Annotated in this window: 19 protein-coding genes and 1 pseudogene; 14 read left to right on the top strand and 6 right to left on the bottom strand. The window is 66.7% G+C overall.

What is annotated here, in order from left to right:
* Positions 1-46 precede the first annotated feature (46 nt).
* A complete protein-coding gene (locus OG393_RS23000) occupies positions 47-973 on the top strand; it encodes a helix-turn-helix transcriptional regulator (RefSeq protein ID WP_327376579.1) in 927 nt (308 codons plus the stop codon).
* Between the two features lie 17 nt (positions 974-990).
* Here the strand turns inward: OG393_RS23000 and OG393_RS22995 are convergent, their stop codons facing one another.
* The 3 genes from OG393_RS22995 to OG393_RS22985 all read right to left on the bottom strand — a co-directional run bounded on the left by OG393_RS22995 (position 991) and on the right by OG393_RS22985 (position 2,930).
* Positions 991-1,782, bottom strand: coding sequence for an SAM-dependent methyltransferase (locus OG393_RS22995; RefSeq protein ID WP_327378515.1), 792 nt, complete (start codon positions 1,780-1,782; stop codon positions 991-993).
* A gap of 186 nt (positions 1,783-1,968) precedes the next feature.
* Positions 1,969-2,487 carry a hypothetical protein gene (locus OG393_RS22990; protein ID WP_327376578.1) on the bottom strand — a complete coding sequence of 173 codons (519 nt, stop codon included), beginning with the start codon at positions 2,485-2,487 and terminating at the stop codon, positions 1,969-1,971.
* A gap of 176 nt (positions 2,488-2,663) precedes the next feature.
* Positions 2,664-2,930, bottom strand: coding sequence for a hypothetical protein (locus OG393_RS22985; protein ID WP_327376577.1), 267 nt, complete (start codon positions 2,928-2,930; stop codon positions 2,664-2,666).
* 379 nt (positions 2,931-3,309) lie between these two features.
* Here OG393_RS22985 and OG393_RS22980 point away from each other — a divergent pair.
* Positions 3,310-3,459, top strand: a pseudogene (locus tag OG393_RS22980) (IS5 family transposase); the annotation flags it as partial.
* Here OG393_RS22980 and OG393_RS22975 read toward each other — a convergent pair.
* Together OG393_RS22975 and OG393_RS22970 are read right to left on the bottom strand one after the other, a co-directional pair.
* Positions 3,407-3,934: a hypothetical protein gene (locus OG393_RS22975; RefSeq protein WP_327376576.1), complete on the bottom strand. Its 528-nt coding sequence runs from the start codon at positions 3,932-3,934 to the stop codon at positions 3,407-3,409. The pseudogene OG393_RS22980 and the gene OG393_RS22975 overlap by 53 nt on opposite strands.
* Before the next feature lie 197 nt (positions 3,935-4,131).
* On the bottom strand, positions 4,132-4,569 hold the full coding sequence (locus tag OG393_RS22970; protein ID WP_327376575.1) for a pyridoxamine 5'-phosphate oxidase family protein: 438 nt from the start codon (positions 4,567-4,569) through the stop codon (positions 4,132-4,134).
* A gap of 647 nt (positions 4,570-5,216) precedes the next feature.
* Between OG393_RS22970 and OG393_RS22965 the strand changes: the two genes are divergently transcribed.
* Genes OG393_RS22965 through OG393_RS22955 form a run of 3 tightly spaced genes read left to right on the top strand, consistent with a single transcriptional unit; the run spans position 5,217 to position 8,094 of the window.
* Entirely contained in the window at positions 5,217-5,762 is a 546-nt protein-coding gene (locus tag OG393_RS22965; RefSeq protein WP_327376574.1) for a hypothetical protein, read from the top strand.
* A gap of 3 nt (positions 5,763-5,765) precedes the next feature.
* On the top strand, positions 5,766-6,881 hold the full coding sequence (locus OG393_RS22960; RefSeq protein ID WP_327376573.1) for an MAB_1171c family putative transporter: 1,116 nt from the start codon (positions 5,766-5,768) through the stop codon (positions 6,879-6,881).
* A 25-nt stretch (positions 6,882-6,906) separates the two neighbouring features.
* Entirely contained in the window at positions 6,907-8,094 is a 1,188-nt protein-coding gene (locus OG393_RS22955; protein WP_327376572.1) for an amidohydrolase family protein, read from the top strand.
* 55 nt (positions 8,095-8,149) lie between these two features.
* On the opposite strand, the gene OG393_RS22950 is transcribed toward OG393_RS22955, so the two are convergent.
* Positions 8,150-8,986, bottom strand: coding sequence for a helix-turn-helix transcriptional regulator (locus tag OG393_RS22950; protein WP_327376571.1), 837 nt, complete (start codon positions 8,984-8,986; stop codon positions 8,150-8,152).
* A 375-nt stretch (positions 8,987-9,361) separates the two neighbouring features.
* Here OG393_RS22950 and OG393_RS22945 point away from each other — a divergent pair, with 375 nt between their 5' ends.
* The 9 genes from OG393_RS22945 to OG393_RS22905 all read left to right on the top strand — a co-directional run bounded on the left by OG393_RS22945 (position 9,362) and on the right by OG393_RS22905 (position 14,592).
* Positions 9,362-9,676, top strand: a complete 315-nt coding sequence (locus OG393_RS22945) for a transcriptional regulator (protein WP_327376570.1) — start codon at positions 9,362-9,364, stop codon at positions 9,674-9,676.
* Positions 9,676-10,050: a hypothetical protein gene (locus OG393_RS22940; protein ID WP_327376569.1), complete on the top strand. Its 375-nt coding sequence runs from the start codon at positions 9,676-9,678 to the stop codon at positions 10,048-10,050. The genes OG393_RS22945 and OG393_RS22940 overlap by 1 nt, the downstream gene beginning before the upstream one ends.
* Before the next feature lie 58 nt (positions 10,051-10,108).
* Positions 10,109-10,693 carry a WhiB family transcriptional regulator gene (locus tag OG393_RS22935; RefSeq protein ID WP_327376568.1) on the top strand — a complete coding sequence of 195 codons (585 nt, stop codon included), beginning with the start codon at positions 10,109-10,111 and terminating at the stop codon, positions 10,691-10,693.
* 61 nt (positions 10,694-10,754) lie between these two features.
* A complete protein-coding gene (locus tag OG393_RS22930; RefSeq protein ID WP_327376567.1) occupies positions 10,755-11,114 on the top strand; it encodes a hypothetical protein in 360 nt (119 codons plus the stop codon).
* On the top strand, positions 11,114-11,977 hold the full coding sequence (locus OG393_RS22925; RefSeq protein WP_327376566.1) for a hypothetical protein: 864 nt from the start codon (positions 11,114-11,116) through the stop codon (positions 11,975-11,977). Before OG393_RS22930 ends, OG393_RS22925 begins: the two co-directional genes overlap by 1 nt.
* Positions 11,978-12,060: 83 nt before the next feature.
* Positions 12,061-12,708: an ATP-binding protein gene (locus OG393_RS22920; RefSeq protein WP_327376565.1), complete on the top strand. Its 648-nt coding sequence runs from the start codon at positions 12,061-12,063 to the stop codon at positions 12,706-12,708.
* Positions 12,708-13,055 carry a DUF4326 domain-containing protein gene (locus OG393_RS22915; protein WP_327376564.1) on the top strand — a complete coding sequence of 116 codons (348 nt, stop codon included), beginning with the start codon at positions 12,708-12,710 and terminating at the stop codon, positions 13,053-13,055. Before OG393_RS22920 ends, OG393_RS22915 begins: the two co-directional genes overlap by 1 nt.
* The gene (locus tag OG393_RS22910; protein WP_327376563.1) at positions 13,055-13,474 is read left to right on the top strand and encodes a DUF6195 family protein; all 420 of its coding nucleotides are present in this window, start codon (positions 13,055-13,057) and stop codon (positions 13,472-13,474) included. Before OG393_RS22915 ends, OG393_RS22910 begins: the two co-directional genes overlap by 1 nt.
* Positions 13,474-14,592 (top strand): DUF2637 domain-containing protein, encoded by a 1,119-nt coding sequence (locus OG393_RS22905; RefSeq protein ID WP_327376562.1) that lies wholly within the window; start codon positions 13,474-13,476, stop codon positions 14,590-14,592. Before OG393_RS22910 ends, OG393_RS22905 begins: the two co-directional genes overlap by 1 nt.
* The last annotated feature ends 20 nt before the right edge of the window (positions 14,593-14,612 follow it).

Raw genomic sequence — 14,612 nt, 5'->3', positions numbered from 1 at the left:
ATGCTGCTCGCAGGACGGTGAACGCCGGCCGTGAGGAGTGGAACACATGTCCGGTCAGCTGATCCCCTTCCCCGAGGAACCGGGGAAGAAGCCGAAGGCCGCGTCGCACCCGGTGGCGCGGTCCGTCGGCAGCATGATGCGGTTTCACCGCAAGCAGAGGGGCTGGAGTCAGGCCGACGCCGTCGCGGCCGTGCCCGTGATGGGGTCCGTACCGACTCTGAGCAAGTACGAGACGGGTGCCGCGAATCAGGACCCTGCCAAGGTCACGGAGTTCCTCCTCGCATGCGGCGCGCCGGACTGGGTCATCGACGAGGCGGAGCGCAGCCTGCGGCGTATCGACAACTCGCCCGCCTGGGCCAAGTCGTCGGATGTCGTGGATGAGCCTCTGGCCGGCCTGTTCGCCTGGGAGGCAGCCTCCAAGGTGATCCGCACCTACCAGGAGAGCGGCATCCCCGGGATGCTCCAGACCCGCGCCTACGCCAAGGCGCTCATGACCGACTTCACCCGCGCCCAGCCCAACCCTGAGCGCAAGCGCATACTCGAGAGTCTGGTCGCACGACGGCTGGAGATCCGCCTGCAGCGCCAGAGCCTTCTTGAAGAAGAGGACGCCCCCGTCTTCGAGGCGATGATCGCGGAGGGCGTGCTGTCGATGGAAGTCGGCGGCCGGATGGTGTTCCGCGAGCAGCTGCGGCATCTGTTCAACCTCGCCGAGAACCGTCCCGACATCCACGTCCGGATCGTGCCCAGATCGGCAGGGGCTGCCTTGCACCCGTCCATCATGCTGCTCAAGCCGCATGACGACTCGGTCGGGCGCGCGGTCTACCTGGAGACCAGGAACCGCGGCGGTGAACTGCTCGAAGACGTGGACGACGTGGAGATGTACCAGGCAGCCCTGGACGACCTGTGGGGGCGGGCTTTGAGCAAGGAGGAGTCGATGCGGAAGATCGACGAGTACATCGCGTACCTCGCTTAGCCGCCCCCGAAGGCGCGTTAGCTGATTCTCGCGACGCCGCCGTACTCCACCCACTCCTGGCCTCGCTGCCGGGGCGCCAGATCACTGTCCGGCTTCCACAGGGAGACCTCGCAGGGCTGCTCGCCGTCCAGCAGCTCGAAGCCCGCGAAGAGGCGGTTGACCTCGCTTATCGAGCGGACCTGCCCCCAGTGGTTGTCGGTGATGTCCGCCATGAAGTCGGTGATCTGAGCCCGGAGCTGGGCGTCGTCGCTGGCGAGCTGCGAGACGACGAGAAAACTGCCGGCGGGAAGGTGTTCGGCCACGCGCCGCACCAGGGCCCAGGGGTCGTCGCTGTCAGGAATACAGTGCAGTACCGAGACGAACAGCGCAGCCACCGGTGCGCCGTCGCGCAGCAGCCGCTGGACCTCGGGGCTGTCGAAGATCTCGTCGGTATCGCGGAAGTCCGCGTTCAAAACGGCCGTGGTGTGGGGGTCCTCGGCGAGCATCCCGCGACCGTGAGCGTAGACGGTGGGATCGTTGTCGATGTAGACGACTTCGCTCGACGGATCGACTTCCTGGGCGACCTGATGGACGTTCGGCCGGGTCGGCAGACCGGATCCGTGGTCGAGGAAACGTCGGATGCCGTGCTCGCGGGCCAGGTACCGCACCACCCTTACAAGGAAGGCGCGGTTCACCAGGGCAAGTTCTCGTGTGCTGGGTGCCATCGTCAGCAGTTCCTGCACCGCTTCGCGATCGACCTTGTAGTTGTCAGTACCGCCGAGAAGATGGTCGTACATCCGCGCGACACTGGGTTTACTGATGTCAAGAATGAGCTGCTCCCCACACTTTCCCGGCCGCGCGCACCCCGCTAGTGCGGCTGTTTCCCGAGGGTGGAAGCGCCCATGCTAGGAGGCCGGTCCGGTCGACAGCTACCCGCTTTCGCCAGCCGGCGAAACTTTTGGAAGCGGATCACTGAGGGCCTGGCCGGAAAGCGCTCCGGCGCACAACACACCTGCTCAGAAGGCATCCGACAAAGGCATATGCGCACCGGCGGGAAGGGTCGCTACGCGGCGCAGAGCCTTGCGCCTGAGCAGCTCGAAGGCAGCCGGGGTCATCCCCATGACGTGGGCTGCCCGCTGGGGAGTCAGGCCCAGCCGGTGGCGCAGTACGAGGGCGTCGGCCTGGCGTGAACCGAGAGCTCGTTCAAGCGCTCGCATGGTGACTGTTCGACTGGCCGCCGTGGCCGCACACAGCAGGGGCCAGGCGAGCGCGGACGGTGCCGGGCTTCTCAGCGCCGTGAACCACTGGGCCCGCAGCTCCAGCAGCGCGACACCAACCACGCGCTCGCCGGCCGCCGGGTCGCCGGTGACGGCAGCGGCGTAGCGGCGGTAGACGTCGCCGTGTTCGAGGCAGAAGGCGGTGAAGGCGGCTCCGGCACCGGGAGCGGGGCCGGCACCGGGCAGGATGGGGCCGAGTACCGAGGAGCCGGCAGTGCTCGTCGCGCGGGGGTACGGAGAATCGGGTCGCAGCAGCATCGTGGTCGTCTCGCAGCTGGGTGAGGCACAAAGAGGAGGCTGGCGACGCGGGGAGGGCACTCGCACGCGCGCCCCCTTTCCCGGTCATGGGCGGTAAAAGGGTGAGCGGAAGTACGGACGGGCCGCCGCACCGTGCGCGGGGCGGCGACCCTCCTCGGCCGACGAGCGCGGCAGCGTCAGCTGAAGCGCCGCACCTTCAGGCGGACGAACCCGCTGCGGTCCAAAGCCGCGGTGCACGACAGCCCAAGCAGCAACTGCGCGGGAACGGGCTGCTGCCAGTACACCGGGGCGACGATGACGCCGAGCGTCAACAGCGAGCTGAAGCGGAGCGTCGTCATAGACACGCTCGACACTCCGGTTTGCAGAACGGCGGAGAGCGGAATACTAGTTTCTGGCGCCGTCGGGAGAATGCGTGCGAGCTTTCGGCGGACGTGCTGAGTCATGCCCTTTTCCTCACGTTGGGGTAGGTCCGGCACGGCGGTAGGGGCTCCGGGGCTGACACCACACCAACCCGGGTCCCTCCCGTGCTCCTTGGCACGATAGCCGCGCCCGCCTCCGCCCCACGCGGTGCAGAAACCCGCGAAAACGGAGCCCGGAACTCCACGCGAGCACCCCTGAATCCAGGTCGCCATACTCCGCACAGACACCTGCAGACATAAAGCGCCATCACGCGTCCAGCCTCTGTCAAATTCGGTCACGAAATCCCGTACTCGCCGCCGAAACAGAAATCAACCCAACGCCCACTCTTCACCCTTTCGAGCTAAGGCGATCGAACCATTGCCGCGGGTAACGAAAATTTGCCGCACCTGACCACCGGACGCAGAACGCACGTTCGCGTGGCTGATGCATTCGCGCCGACTGGCCCGGGACTACGAGACGTTGCCGGCCAGCAGCGAGGCGATGATCCGGTGGTCGATGGTCACGCGGATGAGCCGTCGCCTGGCACGGCCACGGGCCGCCGGCCGACGCTGAAGGCCCCCGACGTCTCCTGCACGAGCCACCCGCGCTCCGCCAGGCGCCTGGCCTTCGAGCGCACCCCCTCGACCTTCGCCGACGTCGTCTGAAGGCCCAGCCCCACCGCGATTTCCCTGGCCTTGAGCGATCCCTGGCCCGCCGGCTGCCGCTCATCGAGCACGCCCAGGATCCGCTGGTAGTCCGGCGCCAGCACCGTCACCGGCAAGCCTTCGCGCCAAGGCGGCACGATCGACCCCGGCACCGGCGCGGGCGAGGGCACGATTTCCTGCTCCGCCTCGGTCACGGCAGTCGTCTCGGCCGCGGACACGGCCAGGGCCTCGACCAGTTCCTCCCGCGCGATCACCCGCCGGTCCAACTCGATCTCGGCGGCCTCCAACACCCCAGCCAACCGCGCGACTTCCTCCCGAAGCCCTTCCACCCGCACACGGGCCGCTGTCTCCCGCTCCTCCAGCATTCCCAGAACCGACGCCATCGCGCACCCCTTGCTCATGGAGCGGAAACAAGACGCCGGATCCCTCCCTCATTCGGAGCTACACCATGCCTGACCAGCAGAAATCAAGCGATCACGTTCGGTTGAGATACGGCTTCTGAGGAAAACTCAGGGCTGAGTAACACTCAGGGTCTGCATATGCCTATGCCGTGGACAGCCCACCCGTGGATCACTTGCCGCTACGCAGCGGCCTGGGCTGGCTGAGGCCGCGCACCCAAGGTCTGACCAAGCGCCCGCTCGACCGAGATACGGATAACCACCCGCTCAGGATCCGGGCCCGGCGTACGCCCGTATCGCTTTCCGTAACGGGTCACCGCGTCTTCGACCACAGCCTCGTCGGTGCACACCTCCGCCACGCCTTCGAGCGTGGCCCACCGGCCGCCGTCGACCTGGCAGACGGCTACACGGGCCTCACTCCCGCCCGCAAGAATGTTGGCCACTTTACGGCTCGATTTGCGGGTGATAACCCGGGCCACACCCTCCGCAGCATCCACCGTCACCCCGACAGGTACGACATGCGGTCGCCCGTCAGGTCGCAGCGTGGTCAATGTGCACAGATGGTACTCATTCCAGAACTCCAGGTAACTGTCTGGCTGGGCAGATATCGCGTTCGACATGACTGAAAGCGTAAACGCGACAGTTGCCCGAACTGCCCCAGAGCGACCGTCGCCACACCCTCCACCGAGCAGCACTTTCGTCCTTTTCATGCGCTTATGGGGCGGTGTTTCACTCGCCGAAAGTCCCAGGTTGATAACGGAGCCACTTATAGGCCCGCAGACGTTGACCCGTTCACGCCAGATTGCGAAGACGCAGCTCAGGGCCTTGTGCAGAATTGAACAAGGTTGATTTGGGGCACTTTGGCGGGTCAAAGTTGCCTGCCATCTACACGAATCGATCATGGCTTTTAAGCCATGTCTTGTCTGAAGCGTCACGTACTGTCCAAGAGGCTTCCGGGGGCTCCACGGGTCTGCCCAGCTCGGGGCATCGGCGCGCGTTCGCGTGCGCGATATCCGAGCTCGCGGAAGGCCCTCGGCGTCCGGCCTCCCGCCTCTTCAAGAGGCGGTCGTTCCGGCGCCGGGATCCGGACGCCATGGATGGGGGCGCGATGTCGCCCGGCTCAGGGGAGCCATCACCTGCCGGTTGGAGGGATTACTCAGTGTGGTCGGATAAGAGTGGTCGAGACGCGGCGGAGTCTGAGATTCCTGCTCAAGGCGGAGCCAACCGCCGACGTCTCGGACGCTGGCGCACAGCCGCAGCCCGGACGGTGGAGAAGGATCTGCACCGGCTGATTCGGCGTGAGCTGCAAGACCTCGGGGTCACTCCCCCGCTCGACGTTCACGACCTCTGCGAGAAGCTGAGCCGACGGCGCGGGCGCCCCCTGTTTCTGCGGGCAGCTCCGCTGCCCAAGCCCGGCCCCTCGGGCATGTGGGCGGAGTACGACACCTACGACGTGATCCTGTACCAGCAGGAGACGACCGACCTGCACCAGGATGGGATCATCCTGCACGAGGTCGGGCACATCCTCGTGGCAGAGAACGAGAAGGCAGCCGAGGAATCCGCCCGCGACGGAGACGCGACAGCCGTCGATGTGGAGGGCTGGGCCGCCCTGATGCCGGTCTTCGGGACTGAGGCGGTCAAGCGTGTTGCCCAGCGTTGCTCGTACGACGACGGCGAGGAGTGCTCCGTCGAGCTCGTGGCCACGATCATCCTGGAGTGGTCTGCCCTGCTCGCAAGCTCCACTCCGCCGGCCGATGACCCCGCTCTGCGCCGGGTCGAGGCCGCTCTCGGTGACCGGCGGGGATGGCTGTAACTCGTGGAACTCCTGCTCTTGGGGCTCGTGGCCGCACTGGTCTGGAAGCTCTACCAGTGGAAGCGAAACCCGCATGACGCACCTCTTCGCTCCGTCACCCTCTGCCTGCTCTGCGCCACGCTCTCGTACCCGGTAGCGATGCCCGGTGGCGCGTCCGGCGTCGACACCGTCGCCGGGCACGGAACGGCGAAGCTGATCCAGAACGTGCTGCTGCTCCTGGCGATGTACTTCCTGATGTGCTTCTACCTGTTCTCCGCCGCCAACGAGGAGGCGGGCCGACGCCGGGCGCGGAATGAAGCCGTCGTTGTCGCGGTCGTCGCGGTGGCAATCACCGTGGCTGCCGTGTCGGTGCCGCACGAGGTCTTCGCCGGCTCCTTCAGCACGACCGACATGACTACGCCGCAAATCGCGTTCTTCTACGGCGTCGCGGGCCTCTACCTCATGTATGCGCTCGGCATGGCGTGCCGATGGACTCGCCGCTACGCCCGCATGTCCCGCCGCCCGCATTCCACCGGGCTCTGGATGGCTGCCGTGGGTCTGGGAGCGATGGCGGCGGCCTGCGCGATCCGCGCCGTCATCGTCGCCGTTCGCGCGGCCGGCGTAGAGGTCCCGAGACCGCTCATGGCCGCCGTCGCCTTCCTCCTGGTGGCGTCCATCCTCACGTTCGCGGCGGGCATCACGTACTCCGGAGCCCGAGCCCGGATCTCGTCTCTGCGGCTGTGGCTCCAGCACCGGCGCGATCACCGCCGCCTTGCCCCGCTGTGGGAGCTGCTGGCGGAGGCGTACCCGGACAACGTGTTGCGGCCGGCGTCCTCGGCCGCCTTGGACCGATGGCGAGCCCGCGGCGTACACCGGCGCTACCACCGTCGCATCGTGGAGTGCCGCGACGGCTTGGTGGACATCAGTCCGTACCTGCTGGAAGAGAGTGACGACAGCACAGTCCTCAACATCGACTCCGCCGAGCTTGCCGCCCGGCTGCGCCGGGCCGCCGCCCGGATCGAGAAGGGCGCCCCCTCCCCCCGCCGCGCGGTTCCACTCGCGATGGCGCTGGGCAGCGACCGCGAGTCGGATGTGAAACAACTGATTGCGGTATCCGACGAACTGCGGGCAGCCGCATGACCTCGCACGATCAAGGAGTCACACGATGCTGATCACCGGTGGACGAGTGCTCGTCGATTCAGGGACCTACCTGGAAGACGGCGCCGTTCTCATCGAGGGCGAGTCGATCTCTGCTGTCGGGCCGCGCGCGGAGATCGAGGAGCGGGCCGGGGCCGACGTGCCCCGGTTCGAGTTCGACGGAACCGTGGTGCCAGGACTCATCGACGCCCACGTTCATCTGGCCTTCGACGGCGGGCCTGATCCGGTGTCCACCCTCCAGGGCTCGACGGATGAAGCCCTCTTCGAGGACATGCGGCGCCGCGGCGAACAACTCCTGCACAGTGGCGTCACGACCGTCCGCGATCTCGGTGACCGCGGCGGCCTGGCCCTTCGTCTGGCTGCCGAGATCAACGATCGCCGTACGGCGGGACCGAGGATTGTCTCTGCGGGCACCCCGGCGACCACCGTGGGTGGGCACTGCCACTTCTTTGGCGGCGAAGTCTCCGGCGAGACCGAGATCCGGGCACTCGTACGGCGCAACCTCGCGGCCGGGGCCGGGGTCATCAAGGCGATGGTCACCGGTGGCGGTCTGACGAAGGACGGCCCCAAGAGTCATCAGTCGCAGTTCACGGCGGAGGAACTGGCCGCTCTGGTCGAGGAAGCCCACGAGGCGGGCGTGCCCGTCGCAGCACATGCCCACGGTGCCGACGGCATCGCCTCCGCCGTCGAGGCAGGCGTCGACACCATCGAGCACTGCACCTGGATGTCGAGCGATGGCCTGGACTACCGGCCCGACGTAGTCCAGCAGATCATCGCGAAGGACATCACCGTCTGCCCGGCCGTAAGCCCCCACTGGCAGATGCTCCCGCGCTTCTTCGGCGAGGACCGAGCCCGCGCGATGTTCGATTTGGTGCGGCAGATGGCCGATGCCGGGGTCCGCATGATCGCGGGGACGGACGCAGGAGTGCAGCGCGCCGGCTTCGACGGGCTAGTTCAGGCCTTGTCGTTCTATTCGCACCTGGGGCTGCCGAACGCCATGATCATCGACATGGCCACCTCGCAGGCCGCCGCCGCCCTGGGCCTGGGCGACATCACGGGGAAGGTCGTTCCCGGCTACCGAGCGGATCTCCTCCTGGTGGACGGCGACCCGCTCGCGGATCTCTCCGCACTGAGCGCCGTCCGGGCCGTGTTCGCCTCTGGCCTGCGCCACGAGCCGAACAGCACGGAGCGGTAGGAACCTCACACTGGTGCCCTGTCTCCTGACCCTCACGGGCCCGGGGGACAGGGCACTAGCCGTTGGTGCCTGGACCGGCCTTCTTGTCCAGCTCGCTGGCGAGATCGTTCAGGATCGAGAGGACGTCGGCCGGCAGACCCTCGGCGCTCATTCCGCGAGCCCGGACTCTGCCCACCTTGCCCTGCTTAGCCGCCGACATGAGACGGAGCCCTTCGTAGACCTGCCGGGCAACGGACTCATTCGGCTCGAAGTACAGCTTGGAGACGTCGAAGAACTGGGCCAGACCTTCGAGGACCACGGGCACCGGCGCGTCGCCCTTGCCCGTTCGTAGGGCCTCGATGCCCTCGGCTGACGTGACCTGGGAGCCCGCGTAGGCGTTCACCGAATCCGCGATCTCCTGATCACCCGGAGCGGTTCGGCCCGGGTAGGAGCGTTTCAGCAGGAGAGTGATCTTCTCGGCCAGCGTCTCCGGCACCTTCTCGGCCTCGGAAGCGTCCTCGTCAGCCTCTCCGAAAGACCGGTCCTGGGCGCGCATCAGCTCGTCCTCGGTCACGCCGTAGGCAGCCGCCAGGAGAGGGACGTACCGCTCCTTGAGCCGGCGGACGCCCTGTTCGGCTCCAGCCACCGGCCCGTCGCTTTTGGTCCCGATGACCGCCCGCGTCTCGTACCGGTAGAGGCCGGCGTCGCACCGCAGGTCGGTCAGATCGGGCAAGCCGTCGCGCGGGAACAGGTCGTCAAGGTCCCGGTCCAGCACCCTGGCCAGAGCAGGCAGCTTCTCTTGATCGGGTGTCGTCGCTCCCGACTCCCACCCCGCCACAGTCGAGTCCGCAGCACCGAGGGCCGACGCCACTTCGGCCTGCGAGACGTCCGCAGCTCGGCGTACAGCGCGCACACGTTCTTTGTCGAAACGGCGAGCTGGCATCGGACCTCGTTTTTTGGGCGAACCGAGGAAACCTCGGACTGTTGACTTTTGATGCGAACCAAGATAGCTTCATCTTAGCGAAAAACGAGGGGGTTCGCACCCCTCTCAGCCTTCGCCCACCTGCGGTTCCCTTCGTGGACCGACTTGGTGGAGAGGGGAGACAGCGCATCACCCAGGCGCCGCCCTTCCCCCCAAAACGCCATCGGCGCCCGAGAGTTCGCACCTCTCGGACGCCAGACAGCTCGTGATCCGCGGCCCCCAACAAGGGCGCTGATCACTCGCACGGCCACTCCGTGTCCTTTCGCACGGCACGACGGAGCGGCGTACCACATAGAGGAGTGTCGCATGTCCCCTGCTACGGGCTGCAACCCGAAGGTGGAGATCCCTTCGGGCCCGGCCGAACGGCTGGCAGCGCAACTGTCGTCCATGCTGCCGGAGGCCGCTGTCATACAGGTGCGCCTTCAGGGGCCTCGGACCCTGTGGCCCCACCTCGGGCTGACCGCCGTCAGCGCCCGCGGACGGACCCTTCGTGTCCCCCGGGCGAAGGCGCTCACCATCGCCCGGTGGATCATCCGCTCGTTCCCGCAGGCCGGATGGGCGGCCTCCGGCGGGCATGCCTTCGACCTGCGGACCGCTGAACTGCGCGGGCTGGAAGCGTGATGGCGGCCCTGGCACCGGCGAACGCGGGCCCGGCTGTGGACTTGCAGGGACTCGCAGCCGTGGTCGGCCTCCTGACTCAGGCCGGCGGCCTGGACGCTCTTTTGGGCAGCCCGGCTACGGACCCCCGCGACAAGCGTCTGCACGTCGGGTACGGCGAAGCCGCTGAACGGCTGAACATCCCGGAAAAGTGGCTCCGTGAGCGCATATCGACGCTCCCACACCGGAAGTTCGGGAAGTTCGTCCAGTTCACGGAGGACGACCTCCACGCGATTTCCGATATGCACTTCGTCAGCCCTGGCGCGAAGTCCCAGACGGATGGCGAGTCGGCACTTTTGGCCCTTCAGCCTTCCAAGCGCTCTCGTAAGCGTTCCTGATCTCCTCTCGCGCCCGATGACAAATAATTCGCGGCGCTGCGAACATCGCGAGATACAAATGAGCACTGACATATCCAGCCTCATCGAGGCCGCGCACCAGGGAAACTGGCTGCCCCTCATAGAGGAGTCAAAGAAAGCTCCGGGTAAGCACTGGGCCGAATTTGCCCGGTGTGCGAACCAGGACGTCAACATGTTCGTCCCTCTCACGGACGGCCCGCGAGAAGACCCCGAGTCGGTAAGGGCCAAGCTGGGGATCTCCCTCAACCGTCCTCGCAATCTCTGCGCGTCATGCCCGTTGGCCGTCGCTGCCCGGTGTCTGGTGGAATCCCTCAAGGATGACGACGAGTACGGAATCCGGGGCGGCCTTCTCGCTTCCGAGCGTTCAGAACTTCGGCGTGCGTGGCAAGAGCAGGACAGCAAGAAGGCGGTAGAAGGCGCGCTTCGAGGGGCCACTGCGGCCTTGACCAAGCCTGCCCGGGACGCCGTAATTGCGCGCTTCGCCACTGATCCCTCACTGGACGCTGCCGCCGTCGCCCGCGGGCTTGGCGTGACGCACGAGTATCTGCTGAAACTCGCCCGTCGCTACCGAAAGTCTCAGGCCGGGCAGGGATCGCCCTCGTCGCTCCGCGTCGTCGCTGCCTGACGCACTCCCAAGGAAACGATTCTTCCGCTCGGCGGATCCTGCGTTCACGGGAGTTCTCCCCATGCTTCAGAACAGACCCTCCGGATTTCAGCGTGCACCTATCGGTGCCGAGATTCGGGAAATTGCACCTACAGCCGTACTCGTACGGGTCTATCCCGCGCGCCGGTCTGTTACCCACGTCTTCGGATCGGATTTCTACCGCATGCTCATCAACCGCAGGACGGAAGAGGAACTGGCGCGCATGGTCAGGCGTGGTTTCGGCGGGGCCGCTGACTGGCGTCACGCCCACGATTTCTACCTCCCTACCGAAACGCTGTATCTCACCCCGGAGCCGCATCAGAACGGTTACGTCCCGGAGGACGATCAGTCTTTTGGTCTTTCCCTCAGCCGTCGCATAGCCATAGGCGGCGGGGAGCGCTGATGAGTGACATAGCGACCGAACTGATCTGGTCACAGTCAAAGTCGTGCAGGGGCTCGCGCCTCGTCATGCTGGCGCTGGCACGCGAGGCGGACGACGCCGGCAAGGCGACGTTGACTCTGGATGAGATATCCACGCTTACCCGTCTCACTCCGCGCTCGATAACGAAGTGCCTCGGAGAGCTGGCGAAGCTCGGGGAACTCAGCCACGAGCGTGGCGGGGGTGCTTCCAACCCGAATACCTACTCCATATTGCTATGCAGCGGGACCGCCGAGGAAAGCGCCAGTTCAGCGAAGGAACTTCCTACACTCCCCCGTGAGGATTCAGAAGTGGGAGAGAAGGTCCAGGAAGTTTCTTCCCAGAACCCCGCCATGAAAGTCGGAAGTGGGAACTTTCAGCACGCAGACTCGGAAGTTTCTTCCTCGCGCGTACGTGGTGGTAATACTCCCTACGGGAGTATTACCACCACCAAAGAGCAAGCTAGCTTGCTGGGGTCTCGCCGAGAGAACAGCGCCGTCAAGCAAGACTCGGTGAAGGTTCCGGACGGATCCAAGGACCTGGTAACAGCCATAACAAGCGCTGGAATGCTCGTTGGCTGGCGACTGACCGAATCGGAATGGGATCGGGTAACAGCTCTCGCAGCGCGTTGGGGAAATGAACGGCTGGTCGAGATGGTGGCGCGGCGATGGAACGCCGACCGCCCGCCACAGTCCGCCCGCTATCTGCTGCGGATCTGGGCGGATCTGCCCTCACACGCTCCCGTAGCAGCCTCCCAGGGGAATGTCGTGCCGTTGCGACGGCAGTCCGGAGGCTGGATTCCCTTTCAGAACACCGCCGCCCCCAGCGCTTACCAGAACGGATTTTGATCATGGCAGAGCCGGAACGCGCGGGCGGCGCCAGGTCAATGCGCGCAATGGAACGAATACTCGCTGCGAAAGGACTTCAGGTCGTGCCGGACGCCAACCCCGCCGACGACGCACCGGAAGAGAACCCCGGAGACCGCGAGTGGCACTGCCGGGCTCGGGCCGACTACGCCGTGAGCCGCTGGCAGAGGGCAACCCCTCCCCGGTTCCGCGACGCTGAGGCCACGCTGCCGGAGGTCATCGGCTGGGCCGACCGGGCACTCACGGACAACGCTGAGGCTGGCGCTCTTCTCCTCACTGGCCTCACGGGGACGGGCAAGACGCACCAGGCGTACGGGGCCCTGCGGAGGATCGCGGCCGGCGGACCGGACCGGTTCGAGCTGATCACCGTGAACTCAGCGGACATGTACGGCAACCTGCGCCCGTCACAGGTCATGGGGACAGCAGAACACGAGCTGCAACGGCTCAGCCGGGTTCAGTACCTGCTTCTCGATGACCTCGGCACGGCGAAGACGTCGGAATGGACAGAGGAGGTCACGTACCGGCTGATCAACTACAGGTACAACCACTGCTTGCCGACGATCATCACGTCCAACCTTCCGGCCCGTGATGAGAACGGGCCGGACCTGAGCGACTTCGTCGGGGCCCGCGTGGCGAGTCGCCTGGCCGAGATGGTCACGACCCTCGTGCCGATGATCGGGGCCGACCGGCGCCGTGGCGGGAGGGCGGCGTGATGCCCGTCCGCCTCCGCGGAGCGTCCCGCGATGCCGCAGCGCTGTCCAGAGCCTGTGCATACGTCGGCCCTCGCAGCCGGTACGCGAACCCGTTCACAGCCGGGGTTCGGTCCCCGCTCGGTCCTCCGATGGACGCTGCGGAGTCGGTGGACCGCTTCGTAGCCACGCTCCGGGGCCCGGTCGGACGCCACTACGCAGCTCGCTTCGCCCGAGTCCTGCGCGGGCTCGACCTGATGTGCACCTGTCCCCTTGACGCTCCGTGCCACGCGGACGTTCTCCTCCGCCTCGCCAACGAGCCGGGCGACTTCACCGCGCCCCGCACTAACGATCTTCTGGAAGGCCCCTGATGAGTCACCCGATCATGTTCGCTGCGGCCAAGCACCTCACCACAGCAGAGGTGCAGCGCAAGACCGCTCGGGAGGCCGCGTTCCGCACCTGGGGTCCGAGGTCGATCACCGCAGCGTCCAAGTACGCGCGCACCCTCTTGGGGAACTCGGCAGTCACGCTCGACTGGGAGGTGCTGGGACTTCTGAGCTTCGAGGAACACCTGCAAGCCTTCGCGTCGCTGGATACGACCGGGGGCCAGCACCTGGAGCTGTACTACACCGATCAAGGCGGCACAGAACGAATCTCACTGCGGGTGTCGTGCGTGAGCTGCCCGAGTCAGCACGTGCACGAGGTCACGTCTCTGGAACAGCTCGGACAGCTCCTCTCGCAGACCCCGGCATGGCAGGACATCAGCCCGCGTGACGGGGGCAACCTCTGATGTCATACGCGCACATAGACACGGCGGCGGGAACCGTACGGCAGGAGAGCTACAGCCTGCGCGGAATGACGGCCTGGGACCGCAGTGCGATCATCCTGCTCGGCGCGGCCGGCTTCGCCTTCTCGTACGACGCACTGCGTCAGATCGCCCTCGCGATCCACGCCAGGGAGACCTTGTCCTACCTGTTTCCGGTGTTCATCGACGGGTTCATTGCCTACGGCGTGCGGGCGATCGTGCTCCTTCGGCACCAGCGGTTCGCCGCGCGGCTCTACGCCTGGTTCTTGTTCCTCGCGGCGACGGGGGCGAGCCTCGGCGCGAACGCTCTGCACGCCATCACGCTGAACGATTCTCCGCAGGCCGGACGGTCCGCGCTGCACCTCACGGACAGCGTCGTCGGGGTGTTGTCGATGCTCGCGCCGCTCGCGCTGGCGGGATCGGTCCACCTCTACATCCTGATGGCGCGGACGGCTGAGCGATCGGTCCCGGACCGGAGGAGGACCGGTCCCGGACCAGTCCGCGAGACGTCTCCGACGCTCGAACGCGTCCCCGTCCAGCACGGTCCTCGTCCGGTGGAAGCATCGGCTTCAATGCCTCCACGGCCGCTGACGGACGGTCCGTCCGCTCAGCAGGACGCCGCCGCAGCACCCGTTGACCTGCGGAAAGCCGAGTCCCGGCCCAACCAAGAACCGTGTACCGATGACGCTGCCGCCCACCCGTCCGCGGAAGCGGACGGAGCGGTGAGCGAGGGCAAGAGCGCGGGCGGACCGGACGGCGGCCCTGCGGACGGCGCACCGTCCACGGCAGTTCCGGAGAGCACGGAATCCGCTGCGCCCACGGCGGTCCGCACCCCCGCGGACGGGGAAAAGCCGTCCGTCCCGGACGACGCGGATTGCCCCCAGGACCGGGAGGCGGACGACGACTGGTTGGCAGAGCTGCTGCCGATTGCGCGGGCCGCTACCGAGCGGGCCGGACGGACCAGTCGTGAGGTTGTCGGGGACGCCGTCCGCAAGCACCAGGCGATCAGCAACGACCGTCTTGGCGTGCTGCTGGCCCGGCTGAAGGAAGCGGATGAAGAGGCGGCGAAGGCACCCGCCGCCGCCGCCAGCGCCCTGTGGTGATCTCATCTCATGACGGGCCC

Origin of the sequence: Streptomyces sp. NBC_01216 (assembly GCF_035994945.1) — a bacterium.
Lineage (GTDB): Bacteria > Actinomycetota > Actinomycetes > Streptomycetales > Streptomycetaceae > Streptomyces.
The sequence above is the reverse complement of the archived record's forward strand: the minus strand, read 5'-3'. Positions and strand labels throughout refer to the sequence as shown.